Below are 15,677 nucleotides of genomic sequence, written 5' to 3'. Positions count from 1 at the left end.
GCTATCGGGCGATCCTGTCAGGAGTCTCTTGATGATCTCTGTGCTGGGCATGCTGTTGCTGGTGGCCATCGCCATCCTCTTTTCCCGCCAGCGCCGCGCCATTCGCGTGCGTACCGTGCTCGCGGCCTTTCTGTTGCAGGCGGGGCTCGGTCTGTTCGTGCTCTACATTCCCTGGGGCCAGCAGGTGCTCGGCAGTGTCTCCGGAGCCGTCTCTTCGCTGCAGCTCTATGCCGACAAGGGCATCGAATTCCTCTTCGGCGGTCTCGCCGGACCGAGGATGTTCGAGTACTTCGGTAACGGCGGCTTCGTTTTCGCCGTGCGGGTGCTGCCCCTGATCGTGTTCTTCGGCAGCCTGATCGCGGTGCTCTACTACCTGGGCATCATGGGCTGGATCATCCGTGTGGTGGGCGGGGCCTTGCACGCCCTGCTTGGCACCAGTCGGGTGGAATCCACCACGGTCACCGCGACGCTGTTTCTCGGCCAGTCGGAAATGCCGCTGGTGGTGCGGCCCTTCATCGCCGATCTCACCCGCTCGGAGCTGTTCGCCATCATGGTCGGCGGGTTCGCCGCGGTGGCCGGTTCGGTGCTGCTGGGCTACGCCGGCATGGGCGTGGAACTCAAGTATCTGATCGCCGCCAGCTTCATGGCCGCCCCGGGCGGACTGCTGATGGCCAAGCTGATGGAGCCGGAGACCGAACAGCCGCGCGACCAGGCCATGAAGACCCTGGGGGAGGGCGAGGAGCGTCCGGCCAACGTCATAGATGCGGCCGCCGAAGGCGCCCAGGTCGGCCTGCGCATCGCCCTGGCGGTCGGTGCCATGCTGCTGGCCTTCATCGCCCTGATCGCCCTGCTCAACGGCATCCTCGGCTGGTGCGGCGCCTGGTTCGGCGTGCCGCAACTGAGCATGCAACTGGTGCTGGGCTATCTGCTGGCGCCGGTGGCCTTCCTCATCGGGGTGCCCTGGAGCGAGGCGGTGCAGGCCGGTGGCTTCATCGGCCAGAAGCTGGTGCTCAACGAATTCGTTGCCTATGCCGACCTCTCGCCCTACCTCGACCCGGTCAAGTCGGCGGCGGCTGGCGTCCAGCCGCTGTCGGCGCACACCCAGGTCATCGTCACCTTCGCCCTCTGCGGCTTCGCCAACCTCTCCTCCATCGCCATCCAGCTCGGCGGCCTGGGCGGCATCGCCCCGCAGCGGCGTCACGAACTGGCTCAGCTGGGCCTGCGCGCCATGCTTGGCGGCACCCTGGCCAACCTGATGAGCGCGGCCCTGGCCGGCTTCTTCATCGGCCTCTAGGTCGATGCCGATCGGGCCATCGGGTCCACTTTATGGTGCACAGCTGGCCTGGGTGCGCCAAAACGTAACAGTGGATGACCATGGCGTGCTCCTGCTCTGCCGCCACGCGTTGTCCGCGGCTTCTCAAGGCTTTTGCTCAGGAACCCTCCTCATGACGTTTTCCCGCCCCCGTCGCGTGCGCTTCGGCGCCTTATCGCTCCTGCTCTGCTGCAGCACTCAGCTGTTGGCCGCTCCCGCCGTCGCGACCGACAGCGCCCAGGGCGAGACCGCCAGTCCTGCCGCGCAACAGACGGCAAATCGCTCCCCCTATCTGTCGTCCTGGTACAACCAGGATCTGACCCTGATCGGCAGCAAGGACATCAGCTTCGGCCCGCAGCCCGTGGACGACGTCTATCTGGAGTACGAGTACTTCGGCCGCAAAGGGCCCTTCGAACTCTATGGCTACATCGACGTGCCCCGGGTACTGGGCATCGGCAACAGCCACGACTCCGGCGTCTGGGACCGCGGTTCGCCCCTGTTCATGGAGCACGAACCGCGGATTTCCCTCGATCAGCTCACCGGCCGCTCGCTGGCCTTCGGGCCGTTCAAGGAGTGGTACCTGGCCTTCGACTGGATCTACGATCACGGCAGCAGCCAGGCCAGTCGGCAGAACACCCTCTACGCCGGTTTCGGCACCGACATCGAGACCCACACCCCGGTACTGCTGTCCGCCAACCTCTACGGCCGCCGCCAGTGGGAAAACTATGGCGCCGCCAACGAGAATTCCTGGGACGGCTATCGGGCCCAGCTCAAGTACATCTGGCCGCTGGCCAGGTTCGACAACGGCGCCTCCCTGACCTATGTCGGCTTCACCAACTTCGATTTCGGCTCCAAGCTGGGCGACGAGCCGGGGCGTACGGCCAATGCCACCGTGTCCACCAACGTGCTGCTCTATGCCTTCACCCACCTGCGCTTCATGTTCGCGGCACGGCATTTCCACAATGGCGGCAACTGGCGCGACGGCACCGAGCTGAACTTTGGCGAGGGCGATTTCGAGGGTCGCTCCAACGGCTGGGGCTACTATGCGGGGGTGGGTTATCAGTTCTGATCTGGAGACTGTCATGAGCACCAACCTGCCTGCGCACCTCGCCGCCCTGCTTCCGGAAGCGGTCGCTGCAGCCGAGCGCGCCTACTGTCCGCATTCGGAATTTCCCGTGGGCGCCGCCCTGCTGACCGCCGAGGGCGAGGTCATCCATGGCTGCAACGTGGAAAACATCTCCTACGGCCTGACCAACTGCGCCGAGCGCAGCGCCCTGTTCGCCGCCATCAGCCGGGGCCTGCCGCCGCGCAGCTTCACCGCCATGGCCATCCATGCGCCGGGCGTCCCCCTGATCAGTCCCTGCGGTGCCTGCCGGCAGGTGCTGCTGGAGCTGATGGCGCCCGACGCGACCATCGTCTGCAGCGGCAGCGAACCCGGCCGTACCCGCACCTGGACCCTGGCCGAGCTGCTGCCCGGCGCCTTCGACGACTTCTGAGGAGTCCGCCCATGTGGCTCGCCCAGGAAGTGATCCGCCAGAAGCGCGATGGCCTGGAGGTGTCCGCTGCGGACCTTCAGCGCCTGGTCAGCGGCATCGTCGATGACAGCCTCAGTGAAGGCCAGATCGCCGCCTTCGCCATGGCCACCCTGCTGCGCGGCATGACCGCTGCGGAGCGCACCGCCCTGACCCTGGCCATGCGCGACAGCGGCCAGGTGCTGCACTGGGACCTGCCGGGGCCGGTGGTGGACAAGCATTCCACCGGCGGCGTGGGCGATCTCACCAGCCTGGTGCTGGCGCCGCTGCTCGCCGCCTGTGGCTGCCATGTGCCGATGATCTCCGGGCGCGGCCTGGGCCATACCGGCGGCACCCTCGACAAGCTGGAGAGCATCCCCGGCTATCGTATCCGTCCTGGCCTCGCGCGCTTTCGCCAGGTGGTGGCCGAGGTGGGTTGCGCCATCGTCGGTCCGGACGCCGATCTGGCCCCGGCCGATCGCCGCCTCTATGCCATTCGCGACGTCACCGCCACGGTGGAATCGGTGGACCTGATCACCGCCTCCATCCTGGCCAAGAAACTGGCCGCCGGCCTGGACGTGCTGGTCATGGACGTCAAGACCGGCGGCGGTGCCTTCATGGCCGAGCAGGAAGCCGCGCTGCGCCTGGCCGACAGCATCGTCGAGGTCGCCGAGGCGGCAGGGGTCCGTACCCGTGCCCTGGTCACCGACATGGGCCAGCCCCTGGCGCGCAGCGCCGGCAATGCCCTGGAAGTGGAAGAGGCGATCGCCCTGCTGGCCGGCGAGGTGCGCAGCGCACGCCTCTGGCAGGTGATCCAGGCGCTGGCCGGGGAAGCGCTGCAACTGGCCGGACTGGCCGACGATGCCATCGTGGCCGAGCGCCTGGTGCTGGAGGCCTGGCAGAGCGGCGCCGCCCTGGCGCGTTTCGCGGCGATGAACCTGGCCCTGGGCGGCCCGTCCGACCTGACCGAGCGGCCCTGGCAGCATCTGCCCCGGGCTCCAGTCGTGCGCGCCGTCCATCCGGCCCGCCCGGGCTGGGTGCAGCAGGTCGATACCCGTGCCCTCGGTCTGCTGGTGGTCGAACTGGGTGGCGGTCGACAGCGCCCGGAAGATGAAGTGGATCCCGCCGTAGGCCTGGCTGATCTGGCATTACCCGGCGAGTGGGTCGACGAGAATCGGCCCCTGGGTCTGATCCATGCCGGCGACGCCCACCGTGCCGCGCGGGCTGCCCAGCAACTGCAGGCGGCCTATGTTCTGGGGGAGGAGCGGCCGGCTGATGCTGTGCCAGTCGTACTGGATCGCCGCTAGCGCCAGATTCCGGACAAAAAAAAGACCCTGCAGAGCCGGGTCCAAAACCGTGATTAGCCTGATGAGGAGATAACCCGAAGACCACTGCTGGACCTCCAGTTATCGACCGATCTCGCGACCGGCTGATTTGAATAATAACAATTCTCATTCCATCGTCAAGCGTATTCGAGAATATTTCTTAATTACTGCCCGCGGGCCGCTCCGGGGCACTGCGCAGGCGGGTGACTTCCTTGTTCAGCGTATCGATATGGCGCGCCATGTTCTCGATCAGGCTGTGGGCGATGCGCGGGGTGGTCTCCATCAGCGAGACGAACTGATCCTGGGGGATCACCAGCACGGTGCAGACGGTCTTGGCGATGACGCTGGCGGTACGCGGCGTATGGGTGAAGACCGCCAGGGCGCCGACGATCTCGTCCTGGCAGACCTCGCCGACCTTGCAGCCATCCACCCAGGCCTCGGCATGGCCTTCGGTGATGACGAAGACATGCTCGGCGGAGTCGCCCTGGCGGATGATGACCTCGCCGGCGGCATAGCGACGGAAGCCGGTCGCCGGCTGGGTGACCGGCGGCTTGAGCCGGATCAGCGCCTGGGCCAGCAGCGACTGCTGGCCCAGCATGTACCTCAGCAGGGCATCGCGCTGGACCGGTGTGGCGGTGGCCGCCGCGAGAAAGGTCTCGCGGTCGTAGGGCAGCACCCGCACGTCGGCCTCGCTCTCGTAGTTGAGGATCGGCAGATCCAGGGTGCGCCCCAGGCCGATCAGATCGCCTTCGCCGAGCTGGAACAGCGCCCGCTGATCCAGCACCACCCGCAGCGGGCCGCGCTGGATCAGATAGACCTCGTCATTGCGCATCCAGTCCTGCAGCAGGGCGGCGGGACTCAGCTGCAGCGGCTGCCGACTCGGCGCCACACCACTGACCAGCCGCGCCGGAATGGCCTGCAGCGCCTGACGCAGCTGATCGACATAGGGAGGCTGATCGCCGATGAGGTACATGGTGCCAATTCCTTCTTGTTACGCAGAGGTTGTGACGTGGGTCGCACGATAAGCCGCTCGTCGGCGACCGTAAATCCACAACTCCACGAGCTGTGACGGAACGCTTGTTCTGCCTCCCAGGAGGTCGCGGTCAGACCGACGCGCGACCCAGGCGGCGCAGCAGTCGAGCCGGCAGGGCCTCCAGCTGTCCCGCGCGCCCCAGTTCCACCACCAGGGCCCGATCCTGCTCGGCGGGTTCGAGCGGATCCTGCGCCTGGCGCTGGGCCGCCACCACCGCAAGGGTGGCTTCGGAAGGGTCGGTCCCCTCGGCCTGGCGCTCCTGCAACCAGCGGGCGATGAGTTCGTCGTCCGCCTGGCAGTCGATGATCAGCAGGGGGGCGGCCTGGGCTTCGGCCAGGGCCTGGGCCGCGGCGCGCTGGGCCTGCTTGAGATAGGTGGCGTCGAGCACCAGCGGATAGCCGGCCGCCAGCACCTGGGCGCCGATCTCGTGCAGTCGCGCATAGGTGGCTTCGCCGGCTGCGGCGCTGTAACGGGTGGCTTCGTCGCTGTCGACATAGAGGCGCTGGCGCTCGACATCGGATCTCAAGCGAATGGCGCCGAGCGCCTCGACCAGGGCCAGGGCCACGGTGCTCTTGCCGATGCCCGAGACGCCATGCATCACCGCCGCGAAGGGCTGAGGCACCTGGGTGTAGCCCTCGGCCAGGGCCGTGTAGCTGCGATAGCTGGCGAGAATCTCGGCCCGCAGCGCCGGCTCCTCGGCCTGACCCAGGCGGAACAGGGCGATCTTGGCGCGCACCATGGCGCGATAGGCCTTGTAGAAGTCGAGCAGGGCCAGCCCGGCATAGTCGCCGGTCGCCTCGAAGTAGGCGTTGACGAATCTGTTGCTCAGCGACTTGAGACCCCGGTCTTCCAGGTCCATGGCCAGGAAGCCGGCATCGCCCATGGTGTCGGTCAGGCGGAAGGGCTCGTTGAACTCGATGCAGTCGAACAGCACCACCTCGCCGTCGAGCAGGGTGGCGTTGGCCAGGTGGATGTCGCCGTGGCATTCGCGGATGAAGCCGTCTCGGCAGCGGGTCTCGAACAGCGGTAGCAGGCGGGCGTAGCTGGCTTCGGCCCAGACTTCCAGCTGATCGAGCTGCTTGAGGTCGTCCGCCTCGCCGAGCATGGCGCGGATCTGCTCGAAATTCTGCCGTACCGGTGCCATGGCGGCGTCCGGGGTGCACAGCGGATGCTCCGTCGCCACCTGGGGCGCTGCCAGGTGGAAGCGGGCGATCTGGGCGGCCAGGGCATCGATGTGCGCCTCGGTCAGTTCGCCGCGTTGCTGCACTTCGCTGAGCAGCTGGCTCTGGGGGAATTCGCGCATGCGCAGGGCGTATTCGATCACCGGACCGCTGCCATCCAGCTCGGGAGCACCTTCGCTGCCGGTGATGGCCACCACGTCCCGGTAGAGATCGCGGGTCAGGCGCTGATTGAGGCGTAGCTCCTCACGGCAGAAGTGACGGCGGGCCTCCAGGTCGGTGAAGTCGAGGAAACCGAAGTTCACCGGCTTCTTGATCTTGTAGGCGACCTCGCCGGTCAGCACGACCCAGGAAATATGGGTTTCGATCACCCGGAACGCCGAGGTGGAGTGGGGATAGAGCGCCGGGTTCTGCAGGGCGGAAATCAGGAGCTGGCTCACGGGCGGTCCTTGTAGGAAATGGATGGCGGCATTATCGCTGCCAGGGCGGTCCACGCAAGCCACGGCACCGGGAAGGGGCATCCTTGAACCCCAGCTGACGAAGCGCTTGTGGGCCGCTGTCGGCCAACGGGCAAGTGCGTATAATGCGCCGCCATGAAGCGACCCCGATCCTCTCGTTCCCGCAAGCGCAAGACCTTTGACTGGCGCCGTCTGTCCGGCTGGGCAGTCAAGCTTGGTCTGGTCGCGCTGGTAGCCCTGGCTGGCGTATGCATCTATCTGGATGCCGTGGTCCAGGAAAAATTCTCCGGCAAGCGCTGGACCATCCCGGCCAAGGTCTATGCCCGGCCGCTGGAATTGTTCAATGGCGTCAAGCTCAGCCGTGACGACTTCCTCACCGAACTCGATGCCCTCGGCTATCGCCGCGAGAAGACCGTGGACGGCCCCGGCAGCGTCTCCGTGGGCGCCTCCACGGTCGAGCTGAACACCCGCGGCTTCCAGTTCTACGAAGGCGTCGAACCGGCCCGGGCGATCCGCGTGCGCTTCGCCGGCGGCACCGTCTCCGGCGTCAGCGCCCTGGATGGCAGCAACCTGGCCGTGGCCCGCCTGGAACCGCTGATTATCGGCGGCATCTATCCGGCGCATAACGAGGATCGCATCCTCATCAAGCTCGACCAGGCGCCACCGCACCTGGTCGATGGCCTGGTGGCCGTCGAGGACCGCGAGTTCTGGCATCACCATGGCGTCTCGCCCAAGTCCATCGCGCGCGCCGTCTGGGTCAACGCCACCAGCGGCCAGGTGCGCCAGGGTGGCAGTACCCTGACCCAGCAGCTGGTCAAGAACTTCTACCTCACCAACGAGCGCAGCATCACCCGCAAGGGCACCGAAGCCCTGATGGCGCTGCTGCTGGAGCTGCACTACAGCAAGCAGGAGATCCTCGAGGCCTACCTCAACGAGGTGTTCCTCGGTCAGGACGGCTCGCGCGCCATCCACGGCTTCGGTCTGGCCGCCCAGTACTTCTTCGGCCAGCCCTTCAGCGAACTGAAACTGCACCAGGTCGCCCTGCTGGTCGGTCTGGTGAAGGGGCCGTCCTACTACAACCCGCGTCGCTATCCCGAGCGCGCCATGGCCCGCCGCAACCTGGTACTCGACCTCATGGCCGAGCAGGGCGTGGTCAGCGCCACCGAGGCCGAGGCCGCCAAGGCCCGCCCGCTGGGCATCACCAAGGCCGGCAGCCTGACCAACAGTTCCTTCCCGGCCTTCGTCGACCTGGTCAAACGTCAGCTCAAGCAGGACTACCGCGACGAAGACCTCACCGAGGAAGGGCTGCGCATCTTCACCAGCTTCGACCCCATCCTGCAGACCAAGGCCGAAGCGGCCATGGCCGAGGCTTTGAAGCGCATCGATGGTCGCAAGGGCGCGGAAAACGTCGAGTCGGCCATGGTGGTGACCAATCCGGAAACCGGTGAGGTCCAGGCGCTGCTGGGCGGCCGCGATCCACGCTTCGCCGGCTACAACCGCGCCCTCGATGCGGTGCGCCAGGTCGGTTCGCTGATCAAGCCGGCGGTCTATCTCACCGCCCTGGAACGCCCCAGCAAGTACACCCTGACCACCCTGATCCAGGACGAGCCCTTCTCGGTGAAAGGCGCCGACGGCCAGGTCTGGCGGCCACAGAACTACGAGCACAAGGCGCACGGCACCATCTTCCTCTATCAGGGGCTGGCGCATTCCTACAACCTCTCCACGGCGCGCCTGGGCCTGGACCTGGGGCTACCCGAGGTGCTCAAGACCGTCGAGCGCCTGGGCGTGAGTCGCGCCCTGCCGCCTTACCCGGCGACCCTGCTCGGTGCCGGCGCCCTGACGCCCATGGAAGTGGCGACCATGTACCAGACGCTGGCCAACGGCGGCTTCAATACGCCGTTGCGCAGCATCCGCAGCGTGCTCGACGCCAATGGCGAGCCGCTCAAGCGCTATCCGTTCCAGATCGAGCAGCGCTTCGATACCGGCGCCATCTACCTGGTGCAGTACGCCATGCAGCGCGTCATGCGCGAGGGCACCGGCCGCTCGGTCTACAACCAGATCCCCACCAGCGTTAACCTGGCGGGCAAGACCGGTACCACCAACGATTCCCGCGACAGCTGGTTCTCCGGCTTCAGCCAGGATCTGCTGGCGGTGGTCTGGCTGGGTCGCGACGACAACGGCAAGACACCGCTGACCGGTGCCACCGGCGCCCTGCAGGTCTGGAGCAACTTCATGCGCCGTGCCGATCCGGTCTCCCTGGACATGCCGGTGCCGGACAACATCACCCAGGCCTGGGTCGATGCCACCACCGGCCGCGGCACGGATCCCTCGTGTCCCAATGCCGTGCAGATGCCTTATATTCGCGGCAGTGAACCGCCAGCGGGCGCCTCCTGTGGCGCGCCGGCCGCACCCGCCGCCGGCAGCAACGGCAACGGCGGCAGTCCGGTCATGGATTGGGTCAAGGGTTGGTTGAATTGAGAGGTCCCAAGGTGACGAAAGCAGTCTGGCCGGTGATGATCGCCGGTGTTCTCCTCGCCGGTTGCGCCGCGCCGCAGCGTGGCGCCATCCCCGTGGTCGATTCCGGCGGTCCGGTGTCCAACGGCGAACTCTATCGCCAGGGCAACAACCGGCCCCTGCCGGCGCAGCGCCAGGCTCCGGTGGCCGCAGCGCCCAGTGCGCCGGCCGATGCCGGGGTGACCGTCATGGTGCCGGGCGGCAGTTCCGCGCCCCTGGAGACCTATGCCGCGCCGGCGGCCTCGGCGCCGCTGATCACCTCGTCCAGCCCCAGCACGCCGCCCGCCCAGGCGCCGGTACAGCCGAGCTATTCACAGCCGGTCTATCCGCCCGCCACTCAGGGCGCCGCCGCTGCCAGCAGCGCGCCGACGGGCATCCCCTCCGCCAGCGCTTCCACGGGCGGCGGCCTGGCTGCCGACGAGCAGCTCGACGGTCCGGTGCTGTCCCTGCTGACCACCGCCCAGCAACAGCAGGGTGGTGGCGATCTCAACGGCGCCTCCTCGAGCCTGGAGCGCGCCATGCGCATCGCCCCGCGCGAGCCCCAGGTGCTCTATCGCCTGGCCCAGGTGCGCCTGGCGCAGAACGATCCCGCCCAGGGCGAGCAACTGGCCCGTCGCGCCTTGACCTATGCCAATGGTCGTCCGGCCCTGCAGGCCAGTCTCTGGCAGCTGATCGCCCAGGCCCGCGAAGCCCAGGGCGATGCCTCCGGGGCCGCCCTGGCCCGGCAGAAGGCGCAGGTGGGTACCTGATGGACGAGCGCCTGCCGGCTCTCGCCGATCAGCTGCTGCAGATCGAGCGTGAATTGCGCCTGCTCGGCTGGTGGTCGGCGCAGGCGCCCAGCGCCGAGGCCCTGGCCAGCCAGGAGCCCTTCTGCGTCGATACCCTGAACTTCGCCCAGTGGCTGCAGTGGATCTTCGTGCCGCGGATGAAGCTGATCATCGAGAGCGATGCGGTCCTGCCGGCGCGCTCGGGCATCCGGCCGATGGCCGAGATGGTCTACCAGGGCAATCTCGATCCGGTCCTGCCCCTGCTCGCGTCCCTGGCCGAATTCGACCGCATCATCGAAGGCCCCTGAGCTATTTGCCGCAGTTCTGCTCGATGGACAGCTGGGTCTCGGCCAGCCGCTGCTGACGCTCCTCTTCGCTCAGCCGCCGCGTCTCGCCACGACCGGACTGCACCAGGATGCGTGGATTGTTGCGCAGCTGCGCCAGATTCTGGCGCGCCTGGTCGCACTGCTCCTTGAGCTTGTTCTGCTCCTCGCGCACCTGCGCCTTCACCTGGCGATCCAGCTCCTGCTGCTGGGCATCGTTGGACACCGACGGCTGCTGGGCGCCATTGGGCATCTTGTAGGTGGGCGCAGTGCCACCGCCATTGATCTGCGGCGCCGTCTTCACGTCCACCTCGTTGGCCTTCTGGCCCTCGGGCGGCTGGGCGCTGAAATGGGTGACACCCTTGTCGTCGGTCCATTTGTAGACCTGCGCGGCCTGGGCGGACAGGCTGCAGGCGAAAGCCAGGGCGGAAAGCCAGAAGATCGAGCGCATGGGAATCCTGGAAGGGAAGAGGACAGGACTTCACTATAAGAGGAGACGTCGACCTTTTCATCACGACTGCTCGCCGACGACCGATTGCGCCCGGTTGCACCTTTCGGCTTGACTTGCACCGGTCGAATGCGAACAATCCAAAGTTCGCTGTAGCGAGTCGGCCCAAAGCTGACTGCTCGGCAGACCATGAGGTGCCTACCCGCGCCGCCACAGTCAAATACCCTGCACCGCGTTACCTCGCGTCGGGTGGAAGCTCCAGCATTCATCGGAATCTTCCAACAAGGCTTTCTAGGCAGCTGAATCGTCGGTGATCACCGTCGCCCATGCTCTGCCTTGCAGTCAACCGAACCTTGAGCGTCCACCAATGGGCGCTCGCCATGCGTGGAATGAGGTGATACGTGGAGCTATTAACTGGCGCTGAGATGGTCGTCCGCTTCTTGCGCGACGAGGGCGTGAAACACATCTACGGGTACCCGGGCGGTGCCCTGCTGCACATCTACGACGCCCTGTTCAAGGAACCGGCGCTCAACCACATCCTGGTTCGTCACGAGCAGGCCGCCACCCACATGGCTGACGGCTATGCCCGCGCCACCGGCAAGGCCGGCGTGGTCCTGGTGACCTCCGGCCCCGGTGCGACCAACGCCATCACCGGCATCGCCACCGCCTACATGGACTCCATCCCCATGGTGGTCCTGTCCGGGCAGGTGCCGAGCAACATGGTGGGCACCGACGCCTTCCAGGAAACCGACATGGTCGGCATCTCCCGGCCGATCGTGAAGCACAGCTTCATCATCAAGCACCCCTCCGAGATCCCCGAAGTCCTCAAGAAGGCCTTCTACCTCGCCGAGTCCGGCCGTCCTGGTCCGGTGGTGGTCGACATCCCCAAGGACATGGGCGATCCGACCAAGAAATTCGAATACGTCTATCCGAAGAAGATCAAGCTGCGCTCCTACAATCCGGCGCAGCGCGGTCATTCTGGGCAGATTCGCAAGGCCATTGAGATGCTGGTGGCGGCCAAGCGCCCGGTTCTCTACGCCGGTGGCGGGGTCATCCTCGGCGGCGCCTCCGCGGCCCTCACCGAGCTGGCGCGCCTGCTCAACCTGCCGGTCACCAATACCCTGATGGGGCTCGGCGGCTATCCGGGCAGCGATCGCCAGTTCCTCGGCATGCTCGGCATGCACGGCAGCTACCCGGCCAACCTGGCCATGCACCACAGCGACGTCATCCTCGCCGTGGGCGCACGTTTCGATGACCGCGTCATCAACGGCGCCACGCGCTTCTGCCCGAACGCCAAGATCATCCACGTCGACATCGACCCGGCGTCGATCTCCAAGACCATCAAGGCCGACGTGCCCATCGTCGGTCCGGTCGACAGCGTCCTCACTGAGATGGTCGCCGTGGTCCGCGAGCTGAGCGAGAAGCCCCACGCCGAAAGCCAGGCCTCCTGGTGGAAGCAGATCGAGGAATGGCGTGGCGGCCGCGAGATGTTCCCCTACGACAAGGGCGACGGCAGCATCATCAAGCCGCAGACCGTCATCGAAACCCTGTACGACGTCACCGCGGGCGATGCCTACATCACCTCGGACGTGGGCCAGCACCAGATGTTCGCCGCCCAGTACTACCGCTACGACAAGCCCAATCGCTGGATCAACTCCGGCGGCCTCGGCACCATGGGCTTCGGCTTCCCGGCGGCCATGGGCGTCAAGCTCAACTTCCCGGACGCTGACGTCGCCTGCGTCACCGGTGAAGGCAGCGTGCAGATGAACATCCAGGAACTCTCCACCTGCATGCAGTACGACCTGCCGGTGAAGATCGTCTGCCTCAACAACGGTGCCCTGGGCATGGTCCGCCAGTGGCAGGACATGCAGTACAGCAGCCGCTACTCCCACTCCTACATGGAATCCCTGCCGGACTTCGTCAAGCTGGCCGAGGCCTATGGCCACGTCGGCATGCGCATCGAGCGTCTGGAAGACCTCAAGCCGATGATGGCCGAGGCCTTCGCCATGAAGAATCGCCTGGTCTTCCTCGACATCGCCGTGGACAACACCGAACACGTCTATCCGATGCAGATCAAGGATGGCGCGATGCGCGACATGTGGCTGAGCAAGACGGAGCGGACCTGAACATGAGACACATCATCTCCCTGCTGCTGGAAAACGAGCCCGGCGCCCTGTCCCGCGTGGTCGGCCTGTTTTCCCAGCGCAACTACAACATCGAAAGCCTCACGGTCGCCGCGACCGAGGATCCGACCCTGTCGCGCCTGACCCTGACCACCATCGGCCAGGAAGAGACGGTCGAGCAGATCACCAAGAACCTCAACAAGCTCATCGAGGTGGTGAAACTGGTCAACCTGTCCGAGAGCGCCCACATCGAGCGCGAACTCCTGCTGATCAAGGTCAAGGCCACCGGCGCCCAGCGCGCCGAGGTCAAGCGCACCACCGATATCTTTCGCGGCCAGATCGTCGATGTCGGCAGCAGCGTGTATACCATTCAGCTGGCGGGCACCAGCGAGAAGATCGACAGCTTCATCCAGGCGATCGGCGCCGCGTCTATCCTCGAGGTGGTGCGTAGCGGCGTGACCGGAATTTCCCGTGGCGACAAAGCCCTGAGCATCTGATACCCCCTTTTCCAGGAGAACCTGCAATGCGCGTTTACTACGACAAAGACTGTGACCTTTCCATCATCCAGGGCAAGAAGGTCGCCATCATCGGCTACGGCTCCCAGGGTCACGCCCACGCCTGCAACCTGAAGGACTCCGGCGTCGACGTCGTCGTCGGTCTGCGCAGTGGCTCGGCCACCGTGGCCAAGGCCGAGGCCCATGGCCTGACCGTCAAGCCGGTCAAGGACGCCGTCGCCTCCGCCGACGTGGTCATGATCCTGACCCCCGACGAATTCCAGTCCAAGCTGTACAAGGACGAAGTCGAGCCGAACCTGAAGCAGGGTGCCACCCTGGCCTTCGCCCACGGTTTCGCCATCCACTACAACCAGGTCGTGCCCCGCGCTGACCTGGACGTCATCATGATCGCCCCCAAGGCCCCGGGTCACACCGTGCGTTCCGAGTTCGTCAAGGGCGGCGGCATCCCTGATCTGGTCGCCGTCCACCAGGACGCTTCCGGCAATGCCAAGGACGTCGCCCTTTCCTACGCCTGTGGCGTCGGCGGCGGCCGTACCGGCATCATCGAGACCACCTTCAAGGACGAGACCGAAACCGACCTGTTCGGTGAGCAGGCCGTGCTGTGCGGTGGTGCGGTCGAACTGGTCAAGGCCGGTTTCGAAACCCTGGTCGAAGCCGGCTACGCGCCGGAAATGGCCTACTTCGAGTGCCTGCACGAACTGAAGCTGATCGTCGACCTCATGTACGAAGGCGGCATCGCCAACATGAACTACTCGATCTCCAACAACGCCGAGTACGGCGAGTACGTGACCGGCCCCGAGGTGATCAACGCCGAGTCGCGCGCCGCCATGAAGAATGCGCTCAAGCGCATCCAGAACGGCGAATACGCCAAGATGTTCGTGGCCGAGGGTGCGTCCAACTACGCTTCCATGACCGCCTACCGTCGCAACAACGCGGCTCACCCGATCGAGCAGGTCGGCGAGAAGCTGCGGGCCATGATGCCCTGGATCGCGTCGAACAAGATCGTCGACAAGACCAAGAACTGATCGGGCAGGGCGTCAGCCCTGTAACGAACAGTAAAGACGCGGCTTCGGCCGCGTTTTTTATTGCACTGCCCACGACCCCGGCAATGCCTTAGCATGGGAGGTTAGGCTGAACCCTATCCTCAAGAGGTCAGTCCAATCCGTCAGGTAATGCCCAAGGAAAATCCATGAGCGAGCGTCCCGAAGAAACCCCGTCCAACACCAACACCGACGGCCTCATCCCCGTGGATGAACACATCGAGGAGACGCAGGACGCCCAGGGGCGCAAGATCAGACGCCGTGGCGTGTACCTGCTGCCCAACCTCTTCACCACCGCGGCGCTCTTTGCCGGCCTCTATTCGATCATCAAGGGTGTTGCGGCTCAGACCGCCTTCATCCAGGGACAGTACGAGATTGCCTCCGCCGGTTTCTCGGCCGCCGCCGCCGCCATCTTTATCGCCATGGTTCTTGATGGCCTGGATGGCCGCGTCGCCCGGATGACCAACACCCAGAGCGCCTTCGGCGAACAGTACGACTCGCTCTCCGACATGGTCGCCTTCGGTGTCGCGCCGGCCATCCTGGCCTTCCAGTGGGCCCTGAGCGGCCTGGGTAATGTCGGCTGGGCCGTTGCCTTCATCTATGTGGCAGGCGCCGCCTTGCGTCTGGCGCGCTTCAACACCCAGATCGGTTCGGTGGACAAGCGCTACTTCATCGGCCTGGCCAGTCCTTCCGCGGCGGCCCTGGTGGCTGGTACCGTCTGGTGCTTCAGTGACTTCGGCATCCAGGGCTCCAAGCTGTCCCTGCTGGTAGCCCTGATGGTCGCCGCGGCTGGCATGCTCATGGTCAGCAACTTCAAGTACTGGAGCTTCAAGACCCTAGGCCTGAAAGGGCGGGTGCCCTTCGTGGTCATCCTGATCGCCGTGCTGGTCTTCGCCGTGGTCTTCACCGACCCGCCGCGCGTTCTGCTGCTGGGCTTCCTGGCCTATGCCGTCTCCGGCCCCTTCACCACCCTCTGGCGCAATCGTCGTGTCGGTCGCGGCTAGCCGCACAAGAGGTCTATAGGAAAGGGGGCTGCGTAAGCAGCCCCCTTTCTTTTTTGGCCTTTGTGAAAATAACTGTTGACCTGTCCTGAAACTCCCCTATAATGCGCCCCACTTCCGGCGCAGATG

General features: G+C 65.8%; 14 protein-coding genes. 11 read left to right on the top strand and 3 right to left on the bottom strand.

Annotated features, from left to right (window positions below; genetic code table 11):
* Positions 1-31: 31 nt before the first annotated feature.
* From GSQ95_RS01195 to deoA, 4 genes are all read left to right on the top strand, one after another.
* Complete coding sequence (locus GSQ95_RS01195) at positions 32-1,294, top strand: NupC/NupG family nucleoside CNT transporter (RefSeq protein WP_158895646.1); 1,263 nt, start codon at positions 32-34, stop codon at positions 1,292-1,294.
* A 151-nt stretch (positions 1,295-1,445) separates the two neighbouring features.
* Positions 1,446-2,381, top strand: coding sequence for a nucleoside-specific channel-forming protein Tsx (locus GSQ95_RS01190; protein ID WP_256664447.1), 936 nt, complete (start codon positions 1,446-1,448; stop codon positions 2,379-2,381).
* A gap of 13 nt (positions 2,382-2,394) precedes the next feature.
* Positions 2,395-2,808: a cytidine deaminase gene (locus GSQ95_RS01185; protein WP_158895645.1), complete on the top strand. Its 414-nt coding sequence runs from the start codon at positions 2,395-2,397 to the stop codon at positions 2,806-2,808.
* A gap of 11 nt (positions 2,809-2,819) precedes the next feature.
* Positions 2,820-4,130: a thymidine phosphorylase gene (deoA, locus tag GSQ95_RS01180; protein ID WP_158895643.1), complete on the top strand. Its 1,311-nt coding sequence runs from the start codon at positions 2,820-2,822 to the stop codon at positions 4,128-4,130.
* Positions 4,131-4,308: 178 nt separating this feature from the next.
* Here deoA and GSQ95_RS01175 read toward each other — a convergent pair whose 3' ends face one another.
* Complete coding sequence (locus GSQ95_RS01175) at positions 4,309-5,121, bottom strand: cyclic nucleotide-binding domain-containing protein (protein ID WP_158895641.1); 813 nt, start codon at positions 5,119-5,121, stop codon at positions 4,309-4,311.
* A 130-nt stretch (positions 5,122-5,251) separates the two neighbouring features.
* Positions 5,252-6,799 carry a bifunctional aminoglycoside phosphotransferase/ATP-binding protein gene (locus tag GSQ95_RS01170; RefSeq protein WP_158895639.1) on the bottom strand — a complete coding sequence of 516 codons (1,548 nt, stop codon included), beginning with the start codon at positions 6,797-6,799 and terminating at the stop codon, positions 5,252-5,254.
* A 153-nt stretch (positions 6,800-6,952) separates the two neighbouring features.
* On the opposite strand from GSQ95_RS01170, the gene mrcB reads away from it, so the two are divergent.
* The 3 genes from mrcB to GSQ95_RS01155 are packed head-to-tail and all read left to right on the top strand — an operon-like array spanning position 6,953 to position 10,406.
* Positions 6,953-9,295: a penicillin-binding protein 1B gene (gene mrcB, locus GSQ95_RS01165; RefSeq protein ID WP_158895638.1), complete on the top strand. Its 2,343-nt coding sequence runs from the start codon at positions 6,953-6,955 to the stop codon at positions 9,293-9,295.
* A 35-nt stretch (positions 9,296-9,330) separates the two neighbouring features.
* Positions 9,331-10,080 carry a M48 family metallopeptidase gene (locus GSQ95_RS01160; protein ID WP_158895650.1) on the top strand — a complete coding sequence of 250 codons (750 nt, stop codon included), beginning with the start codon at positions 9,331-9,333 and terminating at the stop codon, positions 10,078-10,080.
* A complete protein-coding gene (locus GSQ95_RS01155) occupies positions 10,080-10,406 on the top strand; it encodes a YqcC family protein (RefSeq protein WP_158895636.1) in 327 nt (108 codons plus the stop codon). The genes GSQ95_RS01160 and GSQ95_RS01155 overlap by 1 nt, the downstream gene beginning before the upstream one ends.
* A 1-nt stretch (position 10,407) precedes the next feature.
* On the opposite strand, the gene GSQ95_RS01150 is transcribed toward GSQ95_RS01155, so the two are convergent.
* The gene (locus GSQ95_RS01150) at positions 10,408-10,872 is read right to left on the bottom strand and encodes a DUF4124 domain-containing protein (RefSeq protein ID WP_133861909.1); all 465 of its coding nucleotides are present in this window, start codon (positions 10,870-10,872) and stop codon (positions 10,408-10,410) included.
* A 398-nt stretch (positions 10,873-11,270) separates the two neighbouring features.
* Between GSQ95_RS01150 and GSQ95_RS01145 the strand changes: the two genes are divergently transcribed.
* The 4 genes from GSQ95_RS01145 to pssA all read left to right on the top strand — a co-directional run bounded on the left by GSQ95_RS01145 (position 11,271) and on the right by pssA (position 15,551).
* Entirely contained in the window at positions 11,271-12,995 is a 1,725-nt protein-coding gene (locus GSQ95_RS01145) for an acetolactate synthase 3 large subunit (protein ID WP_158895634.1), read from the top strand.
* Between the two features lie 2 nt (positions 12,996-12,997).
* Positions 12,998-13,489 (top strand): acetolactate synthase small subunit, encoded by a 492-nt coding sequence (ilvN, locus tag GSQ95_RS01140; RefSeq protein ID WP_007159690.1) that lies wholly within the window; start codon positions 12,998-13,000, stop codon positions 13,487-13,489.
* Positions 13,490-13,515: 26 nt separating this feature from the next.
* The gene (gene ilvC, locus GSQ95_RS01135; RefSeq protein ID WP_158895632.1) at positions 13,516-14,532 is read left to right on the top strand and encodes a ketol-acid reductoisomerase; all 1,017 of its coding nucleotides are present in this window, start codon (positions 13,516-13,518) and stop codon (positions 14,530-14,532) included.
* Positions 14,533-14,696: 164 nt separating this feature from the next.
* Positions 14,697-15,551: a CDP-diacylglycerol--serine O-phosphatidyltransferase gene (gene pssA / locus GSQ95_RS01130; RefSeq protein WP_133861906.1), complete on the top strand. Its 855-nt coding sequence runs from the start codon at positions 14,697-14,699 to the stop codon at positions 15,549-15,551.
* Positions 15,552-15,677 lie beyond the last annotated feature (126 nt).

The organism is Pseudomonas sp. BAV 4579, from assembly GCF_009765395.1.
GTDB lineage: Bacteria > Pseudomonadota > Gammaproteobacteria > Pseudomonadales > Pseudomonadaceae > Chryseomonas > Chryseomonas aestiva.
The sequence above is the reverse complement of the archived record's forward strand: the minus strand, read 5'-3'. Positions and strand labels throughout refer to the sequence as shown.